The organism is Caballeronia sordidicola, assembly GCF_001544455.2.
GTDB lineage: Bacteria > Pseudomonadota > Gammaproteobacteria > Burkholderiales > Burkholderiaceae > Caballeronia > Caballeronia sordidicola.
In genome coordinates, this window is the sequence record NZ_FCOC02000013.1 from 95123 (window position 1) to 112287 (window position 17165).

14 protein-coding genes are annotated in these 17165 nt (G+C 59.3%); 9 read left to right on the top strand and 5 right to left on the bottom strand.

The window, feature by feature from the left end; translation table 11 throughout:
- Positions 1–2 precede the first annotated feature (2 nt).
- Complete coding sequence (locus AWB64_RS20005) at positions 3–377, bottom strand: Mth938-like domain-containing protein (RefSeq protein ID WP_060857166.1); 375 nt, start codon at positions 375–377, stop codon at positions 3–5.
- Between the two features lie 528 nt (positions 378–905).
- On the opposite strand from AWB64_RS20005, the gene AWB64_RS20010 reads away from it, so the two are divergent.
- From AWB64_RS20010 to AWB64_RS20030, 5 genes are all read left to right on the top strand, one after another.
- On the top strand, positions 906–2144 hold the full coding sequence (locus tag AWB64_RS20010) for a pyridoxal phosphate-dependent aminotransferase (protein WP_167353932.1): 1239 nt from the start codon (positions 906–908) through the stop codon (positions 2142–2144).
- A gap of 26 nt (positions 2145–2170) precedes the next feature.
- A complete protein-coding gene (locus AWB64_RS20015; protein ID WP_060857168.1) occupies positions 2171–3487 on the top strand; it encodes a homoserine dehydrogenase in 1317 nt (438 codons plus the stop codon).
- A 9-nt stretch (positions 3488–3496) separates the two neighbouring features.
- On the top strand, positions 3497–4942 hold the full coding sequence (thrC, locus tag AWB64_RS20020; protein WP_060857169.1) for a threonine synthase: 1446 nt from the start codon (positions 3497–3499) through the stop codon (positions 4940–4942).
- Between the two features lie 139 nt (positions 4943–5081).
- Positions 5082–6674, top strand: a complete 1593-nt coding sequence (locus tag AWB64_RS20025; protein WP_060857170.1) for an ABC-F family ATPase — start codon at positions 5082–5084, stop codon at positions 6672–6674.
- Between the two features lie 237 nt (positions 6675–6911).
- Entirely contained in the window at positions 6912–8069 is a 1158-nt protein-coding gene (locus tag AWB64_RS20030; protein WP_060857171.1) for an NAD(P)H-dependent flavin oxidoreductase, read from the top strand.
- Between the two features lie 32 nt (positions 8070–8101).
- Here AWB64_RS20030 and AWB64_RS20035 read toward each other — a convergent pair whose 3' ends face one another.
- From AWB64_RS20035 to AWB64_RS20045, 3 genes are all read right to left on the bottom strand, one after another.
- A complete protein-coding gene (locus tag AWB64_RS20035) occupies positions 8102–8305 on the bottom strand; it encodes a DUF1289 domain-containing protein (protein ID WP_060857172.1) in 204 nt (67 codons plus the stop codon).
- Between the two features lie 68 nt (positions 8306–8373).
- Positions 8374–9663 carry a phospholipase A gene (locus AWB64_RS20040; RefSeq protein ID WP_099050574.1) on the bottom strand — a complete coding sequence of 430 codons (1290 nt, stop codon included), beginning with the start codon at positions 9661–9663 and terminating at the stop codon, positions 8374–8376.
- A 356-nt stretch (positions 9664–10019) separates the two neighbouring features.
- Positions 10020–11351: an Nramp family divalent metal transporter gene (locus AWB64_RS20045; RefSeq protein WP_060857173.1), complete on the bottom strand. Its 1332-nt coding sequence runs from the start codon at positions 11349–11351 to the stop codon at positions 10020–10022.
- Between the two features lie 650 nt (positions 11352–12001).
- Here AWB64_RS20045 and AWB64_RS20050 point away from each other — a divergent pair.
- The 4 genes from AWB64_RS20050 to AWB64_RS20065 all read left to right on the top strand — a co-directional run bounded on the left by AWB64_RS20050 (position 12002) and on the right by AWB64_RS20065 (position 16142).
- A complete protein-coding gene (locus AWB64_RS20050; RefSeq protein WP_060857251.1) occupies positions 12002–13057 on the top strand; it encodes a polyamine ABC transporter substrate-binding protein in 1056 nt (351 codons plus the stop codon).
- A gap of 246 nt (positions 13058–13303) precedes the next feature.
- Positions 13304–14413 carry an ABC transporter ATP-binding protein gene (locus tag AWB64_RS20055; protein WP_060857252.1) on the top strand — a complete coding sequence of 370 codons (1110 nt, stop codon included), beginning with the start codon at positions 13304–13306 and terminating at the stop codon, positions 14411–14413.
- The gene (locus tag AWB64_RS20060) at positions 14410–15324 is read left to right on the top strand and encodes an ABC transporter permease subunit (RefSeq protein WP_060857174.1); all 915 of its coding nucleotides are present in this window, start codon (positions 14410–14412) and stop codon (positions 15322–15324) included. The genes AWB64_RS20055 and AWB64_RS20060 overlap by 4 nt, the downstream gene beginning before the upstream one ends.
- Positions 15321–16142, top strand: coding sequence for an ABC transporter permease subunit (locus tag AWB64_RS20065; RefSeq protein WP_374728636.1), 822 nt, complete (start codon positions 15321–15323; stop codon positions 16140–16142). Before AWB64_RS20060 ends, AWB64_RS20065 begins: the two co-directional genes overlap by 4 nt.
- On the opposite strand, the gene AWB64_RS20070 is transcribed toward AWB64_RS20065, so the two are convergent.
- Complete coding sequence (locus AWB64_RS20070) at positions 16139–17152, bottom strand: threonine/serine dehydratase family protein (RefSeq protein ID WP_060857175.1); 1014 nt, start codon at positions 17150–17152, stop codon at positions 16139–16141. The two genes, AWB64_RS20065 and AWB64_RS20070, sit on opposite strands and share 4 nt — an antisense overlap.
- Positions 17153–17165 lie beyond the last annotated feature (13 nt).

Here is a 17165-nt window from a genome sequence, read left to right on the forward strand (position 1 = left end):
GATTACGCTTCGAGCAACAGCGCGGCGGCGACGCGACGGCCTTCGGACATGAGAATGTTGTAAGTGCGGCACGCCGCGCCGAAGTCCATGGTCTCGACGCCAATGCGCAGCTGCGTGAGCCTGGCCGTGAGCCGCGGATGAGGAAAGCGCAAGCGCGAGCCGCTGCCGAAAACAACGACTTCAGGCGCAAGTTCGAGCAGTGCATCGAAATTTTCGGGTGCAAGCGTCTCGAACGATGTGACGGGCCACTGGATCACGGGTGTTTCCGGCATGACGATGATGCTGCCTTCGTGACGTTCCAGATTGATCGCGACGTAATCGGCGCCGTAACTCGTGATGGTATTGAGTGCGCCGCTGGCTTCCTGATGTAATTTCAAATCGATAGTCCGACAGGCGGGTTGATGGCAAGAAGTGACTGCGCGCAGGCACGTTGCGGAATAATCCGCCCATGAGCACGGCTCGCGCATTGCGAAAGTCACGCTTAATCCGCTAAATTATAACTTTTCGGCCGTCGACGGGTTGCAAGCCCGCACGGTGCAGTGATTAGCGTGCCGCCACAAGCTGCCTGCCGACACGCAAAAAAGGGCGTTTTGCCTTGGCCTGATGGCCAAAACTCACACGTTTGAGCCCAAACCCGCCTTTATCCGGCGCATTTTCGCTAGACTGCCTGTTCTGCGCTGCTTTTGGAGTATCGGGGTTTTGCCCGGAACCCATTGCCAGGACGTACATCCCGGTCCGAGATCCTTGTCGCATTGGTGACTGAATCGCTTGCTTGACCGCAAACGCGGCCTTGGCGAAACGCCTTGCAGCGCAGGCCGCAAATGCCGGTCGTGGCAAACGACCGTCGCAGTAACCGTATCAACCAAAAAAGCCTGATTTCAAGTAACTGAGTGAGCCTTCCCGCCGTGAAACCGATTCTCAAGTCAAATAAATTGCAGAACGTCTGTTATGACATTCGCGGGCCCGTGCTCGAACACGCGAAGCGTCTCGAGGACGAAGGCCACCGGATCATCAAGCTCAACATCGGCAATCTGGCGTCGTTCGGTTTCGACGCACCGGACGAGATCATCCAGGACATGATCCGCAATCTGCCCACGTCGTCGGGCTATTCGGACTCGAAGGGCGTGTTCGCCGCGCGCAAGGCGATCATGCATTACACCCAGCAAAAAGGCGTGCTGGGCGTGGAACTGGACGATATCTACATTGGCAACGGAGCGTCCGAGCTGATAGTCATGGCCATGCAGGGCTTGCTCAATGATGGCGACGAAGTGCTGCTGCCCGCGCCCGACTATCCGCTGTGGACGGCGGCGGTAAGCTTGTCGTCAGGAACGCCCGTGCACTATCTCTGCGATGAATCCGCCGACTGGATGCCCGATCTCGACGACCTGCGCTCGAAGATCACGCCGAACACGAAGGCGCTTGTCATCATCAACCCCAACAATCCGACTGGCGCGCTCTACTCGGACGCGTTGCTGACTGAAATGATCGAGATCGCGCGCAAGCACGGCCTGATCATTTTCGCCGACGAGGTCTACGACAAGATTGTCTATGACGGCCGCAAGCACACGGCGGTTGCAGCGTTGTCCGAGGACGTGCTGACGGTCACGTTCAACAGCCTTTCCAAGAGTTACCGGGCTTGCGGATATCGTGCTGGCTGGATGTTCATCTCCGGCCTGACGGGGGAAAACCGCCGCATAGCCCACGACTATATGGAAGGGCTCGGGATTCTCGCGTCCATGCGCCTGTGCGCGAACGTGCCCGGGCAGTACGCCATCCAGACGGCGCTGGGCGGCTATCAAAGCATCAACGACCTGATCGTGCCGGGCGGGCGCCTGTTCAAGCAGCGCGAACTCGCCTATGACATGTTGACGGCCATTCCCGGCGTAAGCTGCGTCAAGCCGCAAGCAGCGTTGTACATGTTTCCGAAGCTCGACCCGAAGATGTATCCGATCGTCGACGACCAGCAGTTCATCACGGATTTGCTGCTTGAAGAACGTACGCTGCTCGTGCAGGGCACAGGCTTCAACTGGCCGGCGCCCGATCACTTTCGCGTGGTGTTTCTGCCGAACGTGGACGATCTGGCTGACTCGATCAACCGTATCGCGCGCTTTCTCGATGGGTATCGAAAGCGTCACTCCGTCTAAACCTCTCTTAAAAGACTTACGCTGCAATGGAACCGATCAAAGTTGGCCTCTTGGGCTTCGGCACGGTCGGCAGCGGCACCTTCACGGTGCTGCGCCGGAATCAGGAAGAAATCAAACGGCGCGCTGGACGCGGTATTGAAATTTCGCGTATTGCCGTGCGCACGCCGTCCAAGGTGAAGGGCGCCGAAGGCATCGGGATCACGACGGATTTCAATGCGGTCGTGGACGATCCTTCCATTGACATCGTGGCTGAAATGATTGGCGGCACGGGCGTGGCGCGCGATCTGGTGCTGCGCGCGATTGCCAACGGCAAGCACATCGTGACGGCGAACAAGGCGCTGCTCGCCGTGCACGGCAGCGAAATTTTCGAGGCGGCCAGCAAGAAGGGCGTGATGGTGGCGTTCGAGGCTGCGGTCGCGGGCGGCATTCCGATCATCAAGGCGCTGCGCGAAGGGCTGACAGCCAACCGGATCGAGTACATCGCGGGAATCATCAACGGTACGACAAACTACATTCTCTCGGAGATGCGCGACCGTGGGCTCGACTTTGCGACCGCGCTGAAAGCGGCGCAGGATCTGGGTTACGCGGAAGCGGACCCGACCTTCGACATTGAAGGCGTGGACGCCGCGCACAAGGTCACGCTCATGAGCGCGATTGCGTTCGGCGTCCCGGTGCAATTCGACCGCGCGTATGTGGAAGGCATCAGCAAGCTCGACGCAATCGATATCCGCTACGCCGAGAATCTGGGCTACCGGATCAAGTTGCTGGGCATTGCGCGCCGCACGGAGAAAGGCATCGAATTGCGTACGCATCCAACGCTGATTCCGGAAAAGCGCTTGCTGGCGAACGTGGAAGGCGCAATGAACGCGGTGGTCGTCCATGGCGACGCCGTGGGCACCACGCTTTATTACGGCAAGGGCGCAGGCGCCGAGCCAACGGCGTCGGCGGTGGTCGCGGATCTCGTGGACGTGACGCGCCTGCATACGGCTGACCCCGAGCATCGCGTGCCGCATCTGGCGTTCCAGCATGACAGCCTCGCCAACACGCCGATCCTGCCCATCGAGGAAGTGACGAGCAGCTACTACCTGCGTTTGCGCGTGGCGGACGTGACGGGCGTGCTTGCCAACATCACGCGGATTCTCGCCGACAAGGCCATTTCCATCGACGCGTTGCTGCAGAAGGAATCCGAGCATGTCGATGGTGAAGACAAGGGCGAGACCGACATCATCCTGATCACGCATGAGACGGTAGAAAAGGAAATCAACGCAGCGATCACGCAGATCGAAGCGCTCTCCACGGTGGTTTCGAAGGTGACGAAACTGCGCATGGAAGGGTTGAAATAGGGTCTTGAAATGAACTACATCTCCACGCGCGGCGCCGGTATCGGCGAGCGTCATACTTTCTCCGACATCCTGCTCGGCGGTCTTGCCAAGGACGGCGGCCTGTATTTGCCCGCCGAGTATCCCTGCGTCACGGCGCAGGAACTCGATACCTGGCGCTCGCTGCCTTATGCCGATCTTGCCTATGAAATCCTGCGCAAGTTCAGCGACGATATTCCCGACGAGGATTTGCGTTCGCTCACGCGCCGCACCTACACGGCGAGCACGTACAGCAATGTGCGCGACCACGAGAGCGCGTCGCAGATCACACCCATCAAGACGCTTGGCGTCGAGAACGGCACGACAGTGTCGCTGCTGGAGTTGTCGAACGGACCGACGCTCGCGTTCAAGGACATGGCCATGCAGTTGCTCGGCAATCTGTTCGAGTACACGCTGGCCAAGCACGGCGAGACGCTCAACATTTTGGGCGCGACTTCGGGCGACACGGGCAGCGCGGCCGAATACGCGATGCGCGGCAAGCAGGGCGTGCGCGTGTTCATGCTTTCGCCGCATCAGAAAATGAGCGCATTCCAGACGGCGCAGATGTTTTCGCTGCAGGATCCGAACATTTTCAATCTGGCGGTGGTTGGCAACTTCGATAACTGCCAGGACATCGTCAAAGCTGTATCGAACGATCACGCGTTCAAGGCCAACAACAAGATCGGCACGGTCAACTCGATCAACTGGGCGCGCGTCGTGGCGCAAGTGGTCTATTACTTCAAGGGTTACTTCGCCGCAACCCAGTCGAACGCGGAACGCGTGTCGTTTACGGTGCCGTCCGGCAATTTCGGTAATGTCTGCGCCGGCCATATTGCCCGCATGATGGGCTTGCCGATCGAGCAACTGGTCGTCGCCACGAACGAAAACGATGTGCTCGACGAATTCTTCCGCACGGGCGTTTATCGCGTGCGCACGGCGGCCGAGACGTATCACACGACCAGCCCGAGCATGGATATCTCGAAGGCGTCGAACTTCGAGCGTTTTGTGTTCGATCTGCTCGGACGCGACCCGTCGCGCGTCCTGCAGCTTTTCCGCGACGTCGAGGAGAAAGGCGGTTTCGATCTTGCTGCAAGCGGCGACTTTGCACGCGTCAAGCAGTTCGGTTTTGTGTCGGGCCGCAGCAGCCACGCGGATCGCGTGGAAACAATCCGCGACGCGTTCAACCGCCACGGGACCATGATCGACACGCACACGGCCGACGGGCTGAAAGTGGCGCGCGAACACCTGATACCCGGTGTTCCAATGATCGTGCTGGAAACTGCACAGCCCATCAAATTTGGCGAGACTATCCGCGAAGCCTTGCAGCGCGAACCGGAACGCCCGGCGGCGTTTATTGGCATGGAAGAATTGCCACAGAAATTCGATATTGTCAGTGCTGATCCGGGTGTGGTGAAGGCGTACATCGCCGAGCGCGTCTAGCTTCAGGCAGGCGGCAGCGGGCGGCCGACGCGTCTCTCACTGGCTGTAGCCCGGCCAGTTCCGCTGCAATGCCGCAAATCGTCGCAAAAACTGCTAAAATTGCAGGTTTTTCGCCGTACACCATTCAAAAGGACGCGCTGTGCTGTCTACTGCCAATATCACCATGCAATTCGGGCCGAAGCCCCTCTTCGAGAACATTTCGGTCAAGTTCGGGGAAGGAAATCGCTACGGACTGATCGGGGCGAACGGCTGCGGCAAATCCACCTTCATGAAGATCCTGGGTGGCGACCTGGAACCAAGCTCCGGCAACGTGATGCTCGAGCCGAACGTGCGCCTGGGCAAATTGCGCCAGGACCAGTTCGCGTATGAAGACATGCGCGTGATCGACGTCGTGATGATGGGCCACACCGAAATGTGGAACGCCATGTCCGAACGCGACGCCATTTACGCGAACCCAGACGCGACAGACGACGACTACATGCACGCCGCGGAACTGGAGGCAAAGTTCGCGGAATACGACGGCTATACGGCCGAAGCGCGCGCGGGCGAACTCTTGCTGGGCATAGGCATTGCCATCGAAGACCATATGGGGCCAATGAGCAACGTTGCCCCGGGCTGGAAGCTGCGGGTGCTGCTTGCGCAGGCCCTGTTCTCGAAGCCGGACGTGCTGCTGCTCGACGAACCGACCAACAACCTGGACATTACATCCATCCGCTGGCTCGAAGACGTGCTGAACCAGTACAACTCGACCATGGTGATCATTTCCCACGACCGGCACTTCCTGAATCAGGTCTGCACGCATATGGCGGACATGGATTACGGCACGCTCAAGGTTTATCCGGGAAATTACGACGACTATATGCTGGCGTCGGCGCAGGCGCGCGAGCGTCAGGCAAGCGCGAACCAGAAGGCGAAAGATCGCGTGGCCGATTTGCAGGACTTCGTGCGCCGCTTTTCAGCCAACAAGTCAAAGGCGCGCCAGGCGACCAGCCGCGCGAAGCAGATCGAGAAGATCAAGATCGAGGAGTTCAAGCCTTCGTCGCGCCAGAATCCGTTCATTCGCTTCGACTTCGAGAAGAAACTGCATAACATCGCGGTCGTGGCCGACGGCATCACGAAGAAATACGACCGGACCATCTTCAGTCACTTCAACCTGAGCGTGCAGCCCGGCGAACGGATTGCGATCATCGGCGAGAACGGTGCTGGCAAGACCACGCTGCTGCGCGCGCTGAAGGGTGCTATCGAACTGGATGGCGGCACGGTCAAGTGGGCGGAAAATGCGCTGGTCGGCTACATGCCGCAGGACACGTACGAAGAGTTTCCGAAAGACGAGACGCTGACCGACTGGGTCGATCAGTATCGTCAGGACGGCGACGACGACCAGATGGTGCGCGGCACGCTCGGCCGCTTGCTTTTCAACGCGGACGATATCAAGAAGTCCGTGAAGGTGCTTTCGGGCGGTGAAAAAGGCCGCATGATCTGGGGCAAGCTGATGCTCGGCCGCCCGAACGTGTTGCTGATGGACGAGCCGACCAACCACATGGACATGGAGTCGATCGAATCCCTGCAGATTGCACTGGAGAAGTACGAAGGCACGTTGATCTTCGTGTCGCATGACCGCGAATTCGTGAACGGACTGGCGAACCGGGTGATCGAGGTCAAGAACGACGGCACCATTCGTGACTTCGGCGGCACGTATGAAGAGTTACTGGCGAGCCAGGGTATTCAATAACTCGCAGTCGAATTGCCGAGCAGCAAAGGGCCCGCTTCGTAAATAAGCGGGCCCTTTTTGCATTTTGAGTCGCGGAACAGCCAAGCCGTTGGACATGGCCTGAACTCGCAACAAAACAAACCACAAACACGTTGACCTAAACGAAACACGCTACAGTCGAACTTGATTGATAAATCTCAACGTGGGTTTGTCAAACCTCCTGCAAGCTAAAAACTTTGACCCAGGAGTTGACCCCCAATGACGCCTCTTTCCCCTCTGACCATCCGCGGCCGCACGTTGCTTCCTGTTGTCCAGGGAGGCATGGGCGTTGGCGTTTCCGCGCATCGGCTGGCCGGTACGGTTGCGAGGGAGGGCGCCATGGGTACGATTTCGAGCATCGACTTGCGCCACCACCATCCCGACCTGATGGAACTGTGCAGGCAAAATCCGGTTCAGGCGACGCTCGAAGCAGCGAACCAGACCGCGCTTGCCCGGGAAATCATCGCGGCCAAGGCACTCAGCGAAGGCCGCGGCATGGTCGCCGTGAACGTAATGCGCGCGGTCGCTTCCTATGCGGAGGCGGTGCGTACGGCGTGCGAAAGCGGCGCTGACGCCATTGTCATGGGTGCGGGCTTGCCGCTCGATCTGCCGGACATGACCGAAGGCGTCGATATCGCGTTGATTCCTATTCTCTCGGATAGCCGCGGCATTGCGCTGGTGCTCAAGAAGTGGATGAAAAAGAAGCGCTTGCCGGACGCCATCGTGATCGAGCATCCGGCGCACGCAGGCGGTCATCTTGGCGTGGCAAGCGTCGCGGATATCCCAAGCGAGCGTTTCGAATTTGCGCGCGTGATCGAGGAAACCATGCAGACCTTCGATTCGCTCGGCCTGAGCCGCACGCAGATTCCGCTGATCGTGGCAGGGGGCATCAACAGTCACGCCGCGGTTCGCCACTGGCTCACGCTCGGCGCCTCCGGCGTGCAGCTTGGTACGGCGTTCGCCGTGACCGAAGAAGGCGACGCGCATCTTGAATTCAAGCGCATTCTCGCCGATGCAAAGCCTGACGATATCGCCGAGTTTGTGAGCGTGACCGGTTTGCCGGCGCGCGCCGTGAAGACGCCCTGGCTTGTGCGGTACATGCGGCAAGAAACAAAGATCCGCGAAAAAATCGGCACGAAACAGCAACTATGCGAAACGGGTTTGAACTGTCTGACAGCGTGCGGCTGGCGTGACGGCATCGAGAAGTTCGGGCACTTCTGTATTGATGCACGTCTGAGCGCCGCCTTGCGCGGCGACCGGGAGACCGGTCTGTTCTTTCGCGGGCGCGAGATATTGCCGTTCGGTTCGGCAATTCGCAGCGTGCGCGAACTGCTTGATCTGCTCGTGGCGGATATCCGTCCCGCCGTGTCTGCATGAGGGGCATGCGCGAGCGGTGCCGAAATCCCGTTTCAGACCTTATCGCGCGTAAAGCGCATTGCCGTGCCTTCGCGGTTGATGCGCTCCCAGATGGCGCGCTTTTCGTCGTCGCTGAGGAATACCCAGTTGGACACTTCGGAAGCCGTACGGCCGCAACCTTTGCAGACGTCGTCAAAGAGTGTGGAGCACACGCCAATGCACGGGCTGTCGGGTAAATCGTGAAGATTCGATGCCATAAGACGCCTGTAAAGCGGACGCTGCATTTAATCCCAATGCAGTACCCGCGCAGAAAGTAACCCCGATTTTACCTTGCAATGCTGTATCCGATCCGCGCGATCCAGTGTTGCCGCTGGTTGTAGTCGAGAATATCTTCGCCGTATCCGTTGAAATAGCCCACCCACAAATAACCGCCCCAGGCGCTGTTGATAAGCTTGGCGAGCGGGTAGGTGAACTGGGCGTCGACGCTGCCGTATTTTGCCTTCGTTCCCTTGCGCAACGTTGCCGCGAGCTGCCAGCTATCCGGGCTGCCGTACTTGACCAACAGGTCTACGTATCCGCGATAGTCCTGGATATCCTCGTTGCCGCTCTTCGTGATGTAGTAGTAAATCTTCGGCGATATGGTCAGGTGGTTCGAATCGATATCGCCGAAATCCCAGGTCGGACGCACGAAGGCAATGTTGATCGCGCGGGAATCGGCGCCGCTCTTGCCGTTCGATTCATGGCCAATACCCGCTGTCACGCCCATGCGCGACCAGAGCGAGCTCTTCCAGCCCGTGTCCTGCAAATAGTAGAAAAGCTGCGGCTGATAGCTCGTGTCGCGAAAAGGCGCCGACTCGGCGGACAAATCCCATATCGACGTCTGCGTGTACGCGAGATACAGGTTGTCTAGAAAACTGCGCGAGCGGGGATCGTCGGGCAGCATCAGCCGGTACTTGAAGCTGAACTGGAACTTGGCGAGGTTGTCGCCGTTCTGGCCATCGGCGAAATACATGGGCTCGAACGTCGACAAACGGCCGCTCAGCATGCGATCGGTCGTAGGCGTAGGCACGGCCGACGTGTTGGCCGCAGTCTCGGCCGTTGCAAGTTGCTGCGGCGTTTTAGCCTGCGTCTCGGCGGTTTCTGCGGCGACGACCTGAGCCTGCTTTTCGCCCCGGTTTAGCACGATCAACATGGGCGATGAATCGAAACCGACCGGATCGACTTTCACCGTGCCGCGCGCGGACTCGGGCCACGGCGCCGAGTATCGGACCTTTCTGTATTGGCCGGGGCGCAGCGTGAGCTTGTCGGGCACGTTCGCTTCGCGTTCGAGCGTGAGCGGTTTGGGCGGTAGATCGCCGTTCGTCAACGTGACGGTCAGGTTTTTCGGGACATCCACGCTGAGCGGTTTCCGGTCGTCATCGCTGTAAAGCAGCGTGAGTTCGAGCGGTTGCTGGGCCGCGGCTTCGCGTACGGGTTGCAGCACAGAGACCGTTGCATGTGCAGTCGTCCAGCAAAGAGCCAGGCCCAGCACTGCTGCGAGCGGGGTGAAACGGGAAGCGCGGAGCATGTCGCGCCAGGGCGAGCGGTTGATGAAATGCAATGAGCCACGGGCCATGAAACGATTGTCCTTGTTGTGCGTTGATGAGCGTCGGGCAGGGCGATGCGGCAAAACAATGAAATGATTTACCTTGCCTCTGATCGAGCGCGGATCGCAACCGCCAGATTCGCTGATCCACGATTGCTCGCGGCATCTCAAGATGCCAATGAATTCGTGAAACGCAGAATTGTAAACGCGATGAGCGTCTATCTCGGAATGCGGTGCGAAAGGGGCAGGGAAAGCAAGAAGCGGTCCCGTCAGCCGGCAATCAGTGCGCGGTCGAATTGAATCGGACTGTCGGACGCGTTATAGCGGTTCGAGCTAAACAGCGGCTTTGGCAGATTGAAGCGCCATGAATAAGTCAGCGAGCCGGCTCAAACATCCGTCACCAGTTGCCACAACAAGGCCACGTTCAGCACCACGATAATCCCGGCGCACATCCACGCCAGCGCGAGCGGAATGCGCTTGACGCGCCAGCGGCCCATGAGGCCGGCATCGGAGGCAAATCGGACAAGGGGAATCACGGCGAGCGGCAGTTGCAGGCTCAACACCACCTGGCTCGCGACCAGCAACTGGTTCGAACCATGTTCGCCGAATGCGCCGACAGCAAGCAGCGCCGGCCCGATGGCAAGCGTGCGGGTCAGGAGCGCACGCGCCCAGCGCGCAATCTTCAATTGCAGGAAACCTTCCATGACCGCCTGCCCGGCCAGCGTGCCGGTGACCGTCGCGTTCAGTCCGCAGGCGAGCAGCGCCGCCGCGAAGATGACGCTCGCCCACTTGCTTCCGACGAGCGGGGCGATCAGACGGTGTGCATCGGCGAGATCGCTTACGTCGTAATGGCCGCTCGCGTGGAACACGGCCGCGGCCACGATCAGGAGCGACGCGTTCACCGTGAAAGCCAGGCTTAACGATGCAAACGTGTCGATGTTCACGCCTTTCATGGCGTCAGAGATGGATTCGTCATCGCCGCTTTTTGCGTGGTCCTTCACCAGCGACGAGTGCAGATAAAGATTGTGCGGCATGACGGTGGCGCCGAGGATGCCCGCCGCGAGCCAGATCATGCCGGCGTCGCGCAATAGCGCAGCAGGCGGCGCGAGGCCTGCCAGCGCGCCTCGCCATGAAGGATTGGCAAGTGCGAGTTCAACGACAAAGCAAAAGCCGACAAAAAATATCAGCGTGGTGATGACGATCTGCAAAGGACGTTGTCCGCGACTTTGCAGCGCCAACATGGCGAAGGTGCCGACTGCGGACATTAGCACGCCGACCGAGAGCGACACGCCGAGCAGCAGTTGCAACGCAACGGCGCTGCCGACGACCTCCGCCACGTCGCACGCAATGATCGCGATCTCGCAAGTGATCCAGAGAAAAATCGTGGTGCGGCGGCTATAGCGCGCGCGGCACAACTGGGCGAGATCGCGTCCGGTCACTACGCCGACTTTCGATGCCACCCATTGCAGTAGCAATCCCATGAGGCTTGCCGCCAGCACGACGCTCAGCAATTGATAGCCGTACTTGGCGCCGCTGCCGAGCGCGGTGGCCCAGTTGCCCGGGTCCATGTAGCCGACTGCGACCAGCGCGCCCGCGCCGACAAACGAGAACCAGCGTCCGCGCACGCGAGGCGAGCCGTCGGGCGGGTCGCCGCGATGATCGGGTTCAGCGGTGGTGGCGGAGCCAGTCTGGTCGATAGCGGACGAATTCGTGTTCATGCAGTTCTGAGGCCTGTTTGCCGATACCGGAAAGGTGCAGAGCGGGTGGAAAAATGGCGGGTCCGGCAATCGCATTCATGAATGGCCTGGAACGCGTCTATCAGCAACGACTGTTCCGTCGCCATCGGCCAATGACATCGACAAGCATGAACAAAAGGCCTTCAATTCGTTAACAAACGCAATAATTCCCCAATAATGACATTACGCAAGCGAATACGCTTTTAGATTCAATGGCGGCATTGTGGTCTTTGCCCGCCGGGATGTATCTGAGCACCTCGAATCCTGTCCAAAATCCTGTCCATTAAGCGTCCCGAAGCAGACGCCAGCCACAACGCGGCATCCCGCGCCAGTCCTTGCTGGCGGTGAATTGATCGCATGTGAACTTTGCGCTACAACCCCGCCCAATTGTTTTTTGGTGCGACGCGTTTTGATGATAGTTTTCGTTTTTTTGCAGAGTCTTGGTCGGGCACTGGAAAGAAGCTCATCGGGACGAGGGCGGTCAATGGTCGGCAAGTCGAAAGGACGGAGAAACTGATATGGCAATGAAAATGGCGGACCAGTCGTTCAAGCGCGCACCGAAACGCTCACCGAAGCGCACAGGCGCTGCCGCGCGCGCGATCGCCACCCTGGCTGCAGCCGGCGCAGTGGCAATGGCGGCGCCCATGGCGGCATCGGCGAAAGACACGCAGCTCAATGTCTACAACTGGTCCGACTATATTGCCAAGGACACCATTCCTAACTTCGAAAAACAGTCGGGCGTGAAGGTCAAATACGACAATTACGACAGCGACGACACACTGCAAGCCAAATTGCTCACCGGCAATTCGGGCTACGACATCGTGGTCCCGACCAGCAACTACGCGGGCAAGCAGATCGCCGCAGGCATTTTTTCTCCGCTCGATAAATCCAAACTTCCGAATCTCAAATATCTCGATCCTGACCTGATGGCGCTGGTCGCGGGCGCCGATCCGGGCAACCAGTACACGGTGCCGTGGGCCTACGGCACGACCGGTCTTGGCTACAACGTGACCAAGGTCCAGCAAATCCTTGGCAAGAACGTTCCGCTCGACAATTGGGACATTCTCTTCAAGCCGGAGAACATCTCGAAACTGAAGGCGTGCGGCGTGTCGGTGCTCGACGCGCCCGATCAGATGTTCGCAGCGGCCCTGCATTACATCGGCAAGGATCCGATGAGCACGAACCCCGCCGACTATCGCGCCGCGCTCGCGATGCTCAAGAAGATCCGCCCGTACATCACGCAGTTCAATTCGTCGGGTTACATCAACGACCTGGTCGGCGGCGATGTCTGCTTTACCTACGGCTGGTCGGGCGACGTCGTGATTGCCAAGCACCGGGCGGTGGACGCGAAGAAGGCGTTCAGGATCGAGTACTACATCCCGAAAGGCGGCGCGCCGGTCTGGTTCGACGTGATGGCGATCCCGAAGGACGCGAAGAACAAGGAAGCCGCGCTCGAATGGATCAACTACATCGAGACGCCGCAGGTTCATGCTGGAATCACGAACGAGGTGTATTACCCGAGCGCGAACAAGGAAGCACGCAAGTATGTGTCGAAGGATGTGGCCGAGGATCCGGCGGTGTATCCGCCGCAGGACGTGATCAAGACGCTGTTCCTGCTCAAGCCGTTGCCGCCGGAAATCCAGCGTCTGCAGACGCGCTTGTGGACGGAACTGAAATCCGGCCGATAGTACGACAGAACCGCAAGGCGTACGATGGACGCGAAGCCCCTGGTCATCCGGGGGCTTTGTTCGTCGTCAGTTTGAATATCAGAGCAGGAGATGGCGCAGTGGAACGAGGCAGCACGAACGCGCAAAAGCGCAGGAGCCGGGCACCCGATCATGAGTGAGCAGTTGAGCGCAGCGCCTGCCCAGCCGGGCGGCCCGGGCGGTTCCGGCGTCCCCGCCGGTCCCAACGGCCGCCGCCCCGAACCCGGCATGCGCAGCCCGGACTGGGCCGAAAACAACTTCGTGCGGATCGTCGATGTCTTCAAGAAGTTCGACGAAACCGTCGCGGTGAAAGGCGTGAATCTGTCGGTGAAAAGGGGCGAGTTGTTTGCGCTGCTCGGCAGTTCCGGCTGCGGCAAATCCACTTTGCTGCGCATGCTCGCCGGGCTCGAGTCGGTGAGCTCGGGGCACATTCTCATCGATGGCGAGGATCTCGCCGCCATGCCGCCGTATCGACGGCCGACGAACATGATGTTCCAGTCGTACGCGCTGTTTCCGCATATGTCGGTGGAGTCGAATGTCGCGTTTGGGCTCAAGCAGGAGGGCGTGCGCGGCGCGGAACTGAAAGAGCGGGTGCACGCGACGCTTGAACTCGTGCAGATGGCGCGCTACGCGCAGAGAAAGCCCAGTCAGTTGTCCGGTGGACAGCAACAGCGCGTGGCGCTCGCCCGCAGTCTTGTAAAGCGTCCGAAACTGCTGCTGCTCGACGAACCCATGTCCGCGCTCGACAAACAAATCCGTCAGCGCACGCAGATCGAGCTGGTGAACATTCTCGATAAGGTCGGCGTCACATGCATCATGGTCACGCACGACCAGGAAGAGGCCATGACCATGGCCGGCCGGATTGCGGTGATGAGCGAGGGCGAGATCGTGCAGACCGGCACGCCGCACGAGGTCTACGAATATCCGAATAGCCGGTTCACGGCGGAATTCATCGGTTCGACCAATCTGTTCGACGGCAACGTGGTCGAGGACGAACCCGATCATATCTTCGTGGAATCGAAAGATCTGCCTTCGCGCCTGTACGTGAACCACGGAATCACGGGACCGCTCGGCATGCCCGTCACCATCTCGGTTCGCCCCGAGCGCATCGCGCTGACGCGCAAACCGCCCGAAGGCGCCTACAACTGGGGCCACGGCACGATTGCGAACATCGCGTACATGGGCGGCTATACGCTTTATCACGTGAAGCTCGACAGCGGCAAGGTGGTGCTGGCGAACTTGTCGAGCCTCACGGCTGGCGAACTCGAATCGCCCACCTGGGACGACGAGGTTTATGTGCGCTGGTCGGCATCCGCGGGCGTGGTGCTCACAGCATGAGGGCGCTGCAATCAATCCGGCAGCGGTTCGGCCTCTCCGGAAGGACGGCTGTGATTGCCGGGCCGTATCTTTGGCTCGTGCTGTTGTTTCTCGTGCCGTTCCTTCTGGTTGTAAAGATCAGTTTCTCCGATTCACGCCTCGGCATTCCGCCCTACACGGAATTGACCGCGTTGAAAGAGGGCGTGCTGAGTATCGCGCTCGATTTCTCGCATTATGCGTTTCTGCTGACGGATAGCCTGTACTTCGCGACGTATATGAACTCGCTGCTGGTCGCGGGCGTATCGACGTTGCTGTGTCTGCTGATTGGTTATCCAATGGCGTATTACATCGCGCGTTCGAATCCGGCGACTCGCAATCTGCTGATGATGGCCGTGATGCTGCCGTTCTGGACGTCGTTTCTGATTCGCGTTTATGCGTGGATTGGCATTCTCAAGAATAACGGCTTGCTGAATAACTTCCTCATGTGGACAGGGATCATTCATTCGCCCATTGAGCTGTATCACACGAATATCGCGGTGTATATCGGCATGGTGTATTCGTATTTGCCGTTTCTCGTGATGCCGCTTTACGCCCATCTGGTGAAGATGGATCTGACCTTGCTTGAAGCCGCTTATGACCTTGGCGCGAAGCCGTGGAAAGCGTTCTTGCAGATCACGCTGCCGCTGTCGAAGAACGGGATTATTGCCGGTTGTCTGCTGGTGTTTATTCCCGCGGTCGGCGAGTACGTGATTCCGGAATTGCTCGGCGGCGCGGACACCTTGATGATCGGCCGCGTGATGTGGAATGAATTCTTCGATAACGCCGATTGGCCCATGGCTTCAGCCGTGACGTGCGCAATGGTTCTGTTGCTGCTCGTGCCCATGGCGGTCTTCCAGTATTACCAGGCGAAGCAACTGGAGGAGAAACGATGATCCAGCCCAGCCGCTCGCTGCGCTTCACGTTTCTCGGGATCGGATTTCTGTTTCTTTATATTCCGATCATCAGCCTGATTGTGTACTCGTTCAACGAATCGCAACTGGTCACGGTCTGGACCGCATTTTCGTTCAAGTGGTACCGCGCGTTGGTTCACGATGACGAACTGATTAACGCAGCGTGGTTATCGATTCGAATTGCGGTATTTACCGCGTGTGCTTCAGTGGTGATCGGGACGTGGGCGGGTTATGTACTCGCGCGCATGGGCCGGTTTCGCGGTTTCACGCTGTACGCCGGCATGATCAACGCGCCGCTGGTGATTCCCGAAGTGATCCAGGGGATATCGCTGTTATTGCTGTTCGTGGAAATGGCCAAGGTATTCGGCTGGCCGGCGGGACGCGGCTTGTTCACCATCTGGATTGGCCACGTGATGCTGTGTATTTCCTACGTTGCTATCATTGTGGAATCGCGGGTCAGGGAATTGAATCCGTCGCTTGAAGAAGCCGCGCTCGATCTGGGCGCAACGCCATTGAGCGTGTTTTTTGCGATCACATTGCCGTTGATATCGCAGGCATTGGTGGCGGGGTGGCTGCTGTCGTTCACGCTTTCCATCGATGACCTCGTTTTGTCCGCGTTCCTGTCGGGACCGGGATCGACCACATTGCCACTGGTCGTGTTTTCGCGCGTCCGGCTCGGATTGAATCCCGAAATGAACGCGCTTGCCACGTTGTTTATTGCGTTTGTGACGGTCGGCGTGATCGGCGCGAATTACGTCATGCAGAGAAACGAGCGCAAGCGCCTGACCAACGTGCTTTAGCCGTTTTGCGCCGCCGCCGAAAGGTGCTTGTTCAGGGTTGCCGGGTCGGTGTTCGTGCCGCACAGCAGGACGCCGACGCGTTTTCCTTCCAGCGATTCGCGCAACGGCCCGAGCAACGCCGCCGTGGCCGCGGCGCATGCAGGCTCGACCGCCAGCTTCAGCTCGTTGAACACATGCAGCATGGCGTGGCGCAAGTCGTTATCGGTTACGGTCACCAGACGGTCGATATGCCGCCGGCACAACTCGTAGCTATATTCCTCGGTATGCGGCGCCATCAATGAATCCGCGATGCTTTGCATTGCGCCCATCTTGATCGTGTGATTTGCTGCGAAGCTCTGGCTCATTGCGTCGGCGCCCGCGGGCTCGACGCCATATACGTGTATCGATGGATTCGCGAGCCGGAACGCCAGCGACACGCCCGCCGCGAGCCCGCCGCCACCGATAGGCAAGATCACCGCATCGAGATCGGGCGCCTGCGAGGTCCATTCGTAACCGAGCGTGGACGTTCCGATCACAGTCCTGTATCCATTGAACGGATGCACGAAATAGCGGCCTTCTTCCGCTTCGATCTTCCGCACGATCTCGAACGCTTCAGCCCCGTTCTCCGCCATCACCACTTCGGCGCCGTAACGGCGGCACAGCGCGATGCGCGCCGGACTTGCCGTCTTGATCATCACGACCTTCGCGCCAATCTCGAGCCGCACGGCGGCATAAGCGACGGCCACCGCGTGATTTCCCGCCGACACACACGTGACGCCGGCATCGCGTTCGCTTTCGGAGAGCGCAAGCAGGTGCGAGAACGCGCCGCGCGTCTTGAATGTGCCGCCGACCTGCAGCAGTTCGAACTTGAAATTGACGGACGTGTCTTCGAGCGTGGGGAAGTCGTGCCGCTCGAAGGTCGGCGTGCGCGCGACCCACGGCGCGAGCGCCATGTGCTGGGCGGCGATGTCGTCGAGAGTGGGGATCGGCGTGCCGTCGATGGTCTGGTCGGGGTGATGGGCGGTGGACATGAGATGTATTGTG

Coding starts and splice junctions, on each gene's coding strand:
- AWB64_RS20015 (WP_060857168.1), top strand. CDS start 2,171: ATGGAACCGATCAAAGTTGGCCTCTTGGGCTTCGGCACGGTCGGCAGC.
- AWB64_RS20030 (WP_060857171.1), top strand. CDS start 6,912: ATGACGCCTCTTTCCCCTCTGACCATCCGCGGCCGCACGTTGCTTCCT.
- AWB64_RS20040 (WP_099050574.1), bottom strand. CDS start 9,663: ATGGCCCGTGGCTCATTGCATTTCATCAACCGCTCGCCCTGGCGCGAC.
- AWB64_RS20035 (WP_060857172.1), bottom strand. CDS start 8,305: ATGGCATCGAATCTTCACGATTTACCCGACAGCCCGTGCATTGGCGTG.
- AWB64_RS20055 (WP_060857252.1), top strand. CDS start 13,304: ATGCGCAGCCCGGACTGGGCCGAAAACAACTTCGTGCGGATCGTCGAT.
- thrC (WP_060857169.1), top strand. CDS start 3,497: ATGAACTACATCTCCACGCGCGGCGCCGGTATCGGCGAGCGTCATACT.
- AWB64_RS20045 (WP_060857173.1), bottom strand. CDS start 11,351: ATGAACACGAATTCGTCCGCTATCGACCAGACTGGCTCCGCCACCACC.
- AWB64_RS20070 (WP_060857175.1), bottom strand. CDS start 17,152: ATGTCCACCGCCCATCACCCCGACCAGACCATCGACGGCACGCCGATC.
- AWB64_RS20050 (WP_060857251.1), top strand. CDS start 12,002: ATGGCGGCGCCCATGGCGGCATCGGCGAAAGACACGCAGCTCAATGTC.
- AWB64_RS20065 (WP_374728636.1), top strand. CDS start 15,321: ATGATCCAGCCCAGCCGCTCGCTGCGCTTCACGTTTCTCGGGATCGGA.
- AWB64_RS20060 (WP_060857174.1), top strand. CDS start 14,410: ATGAGGGCGCTGCAATCAATCCGGCAGCGGTTCGGCCTCTCCGGAAGG.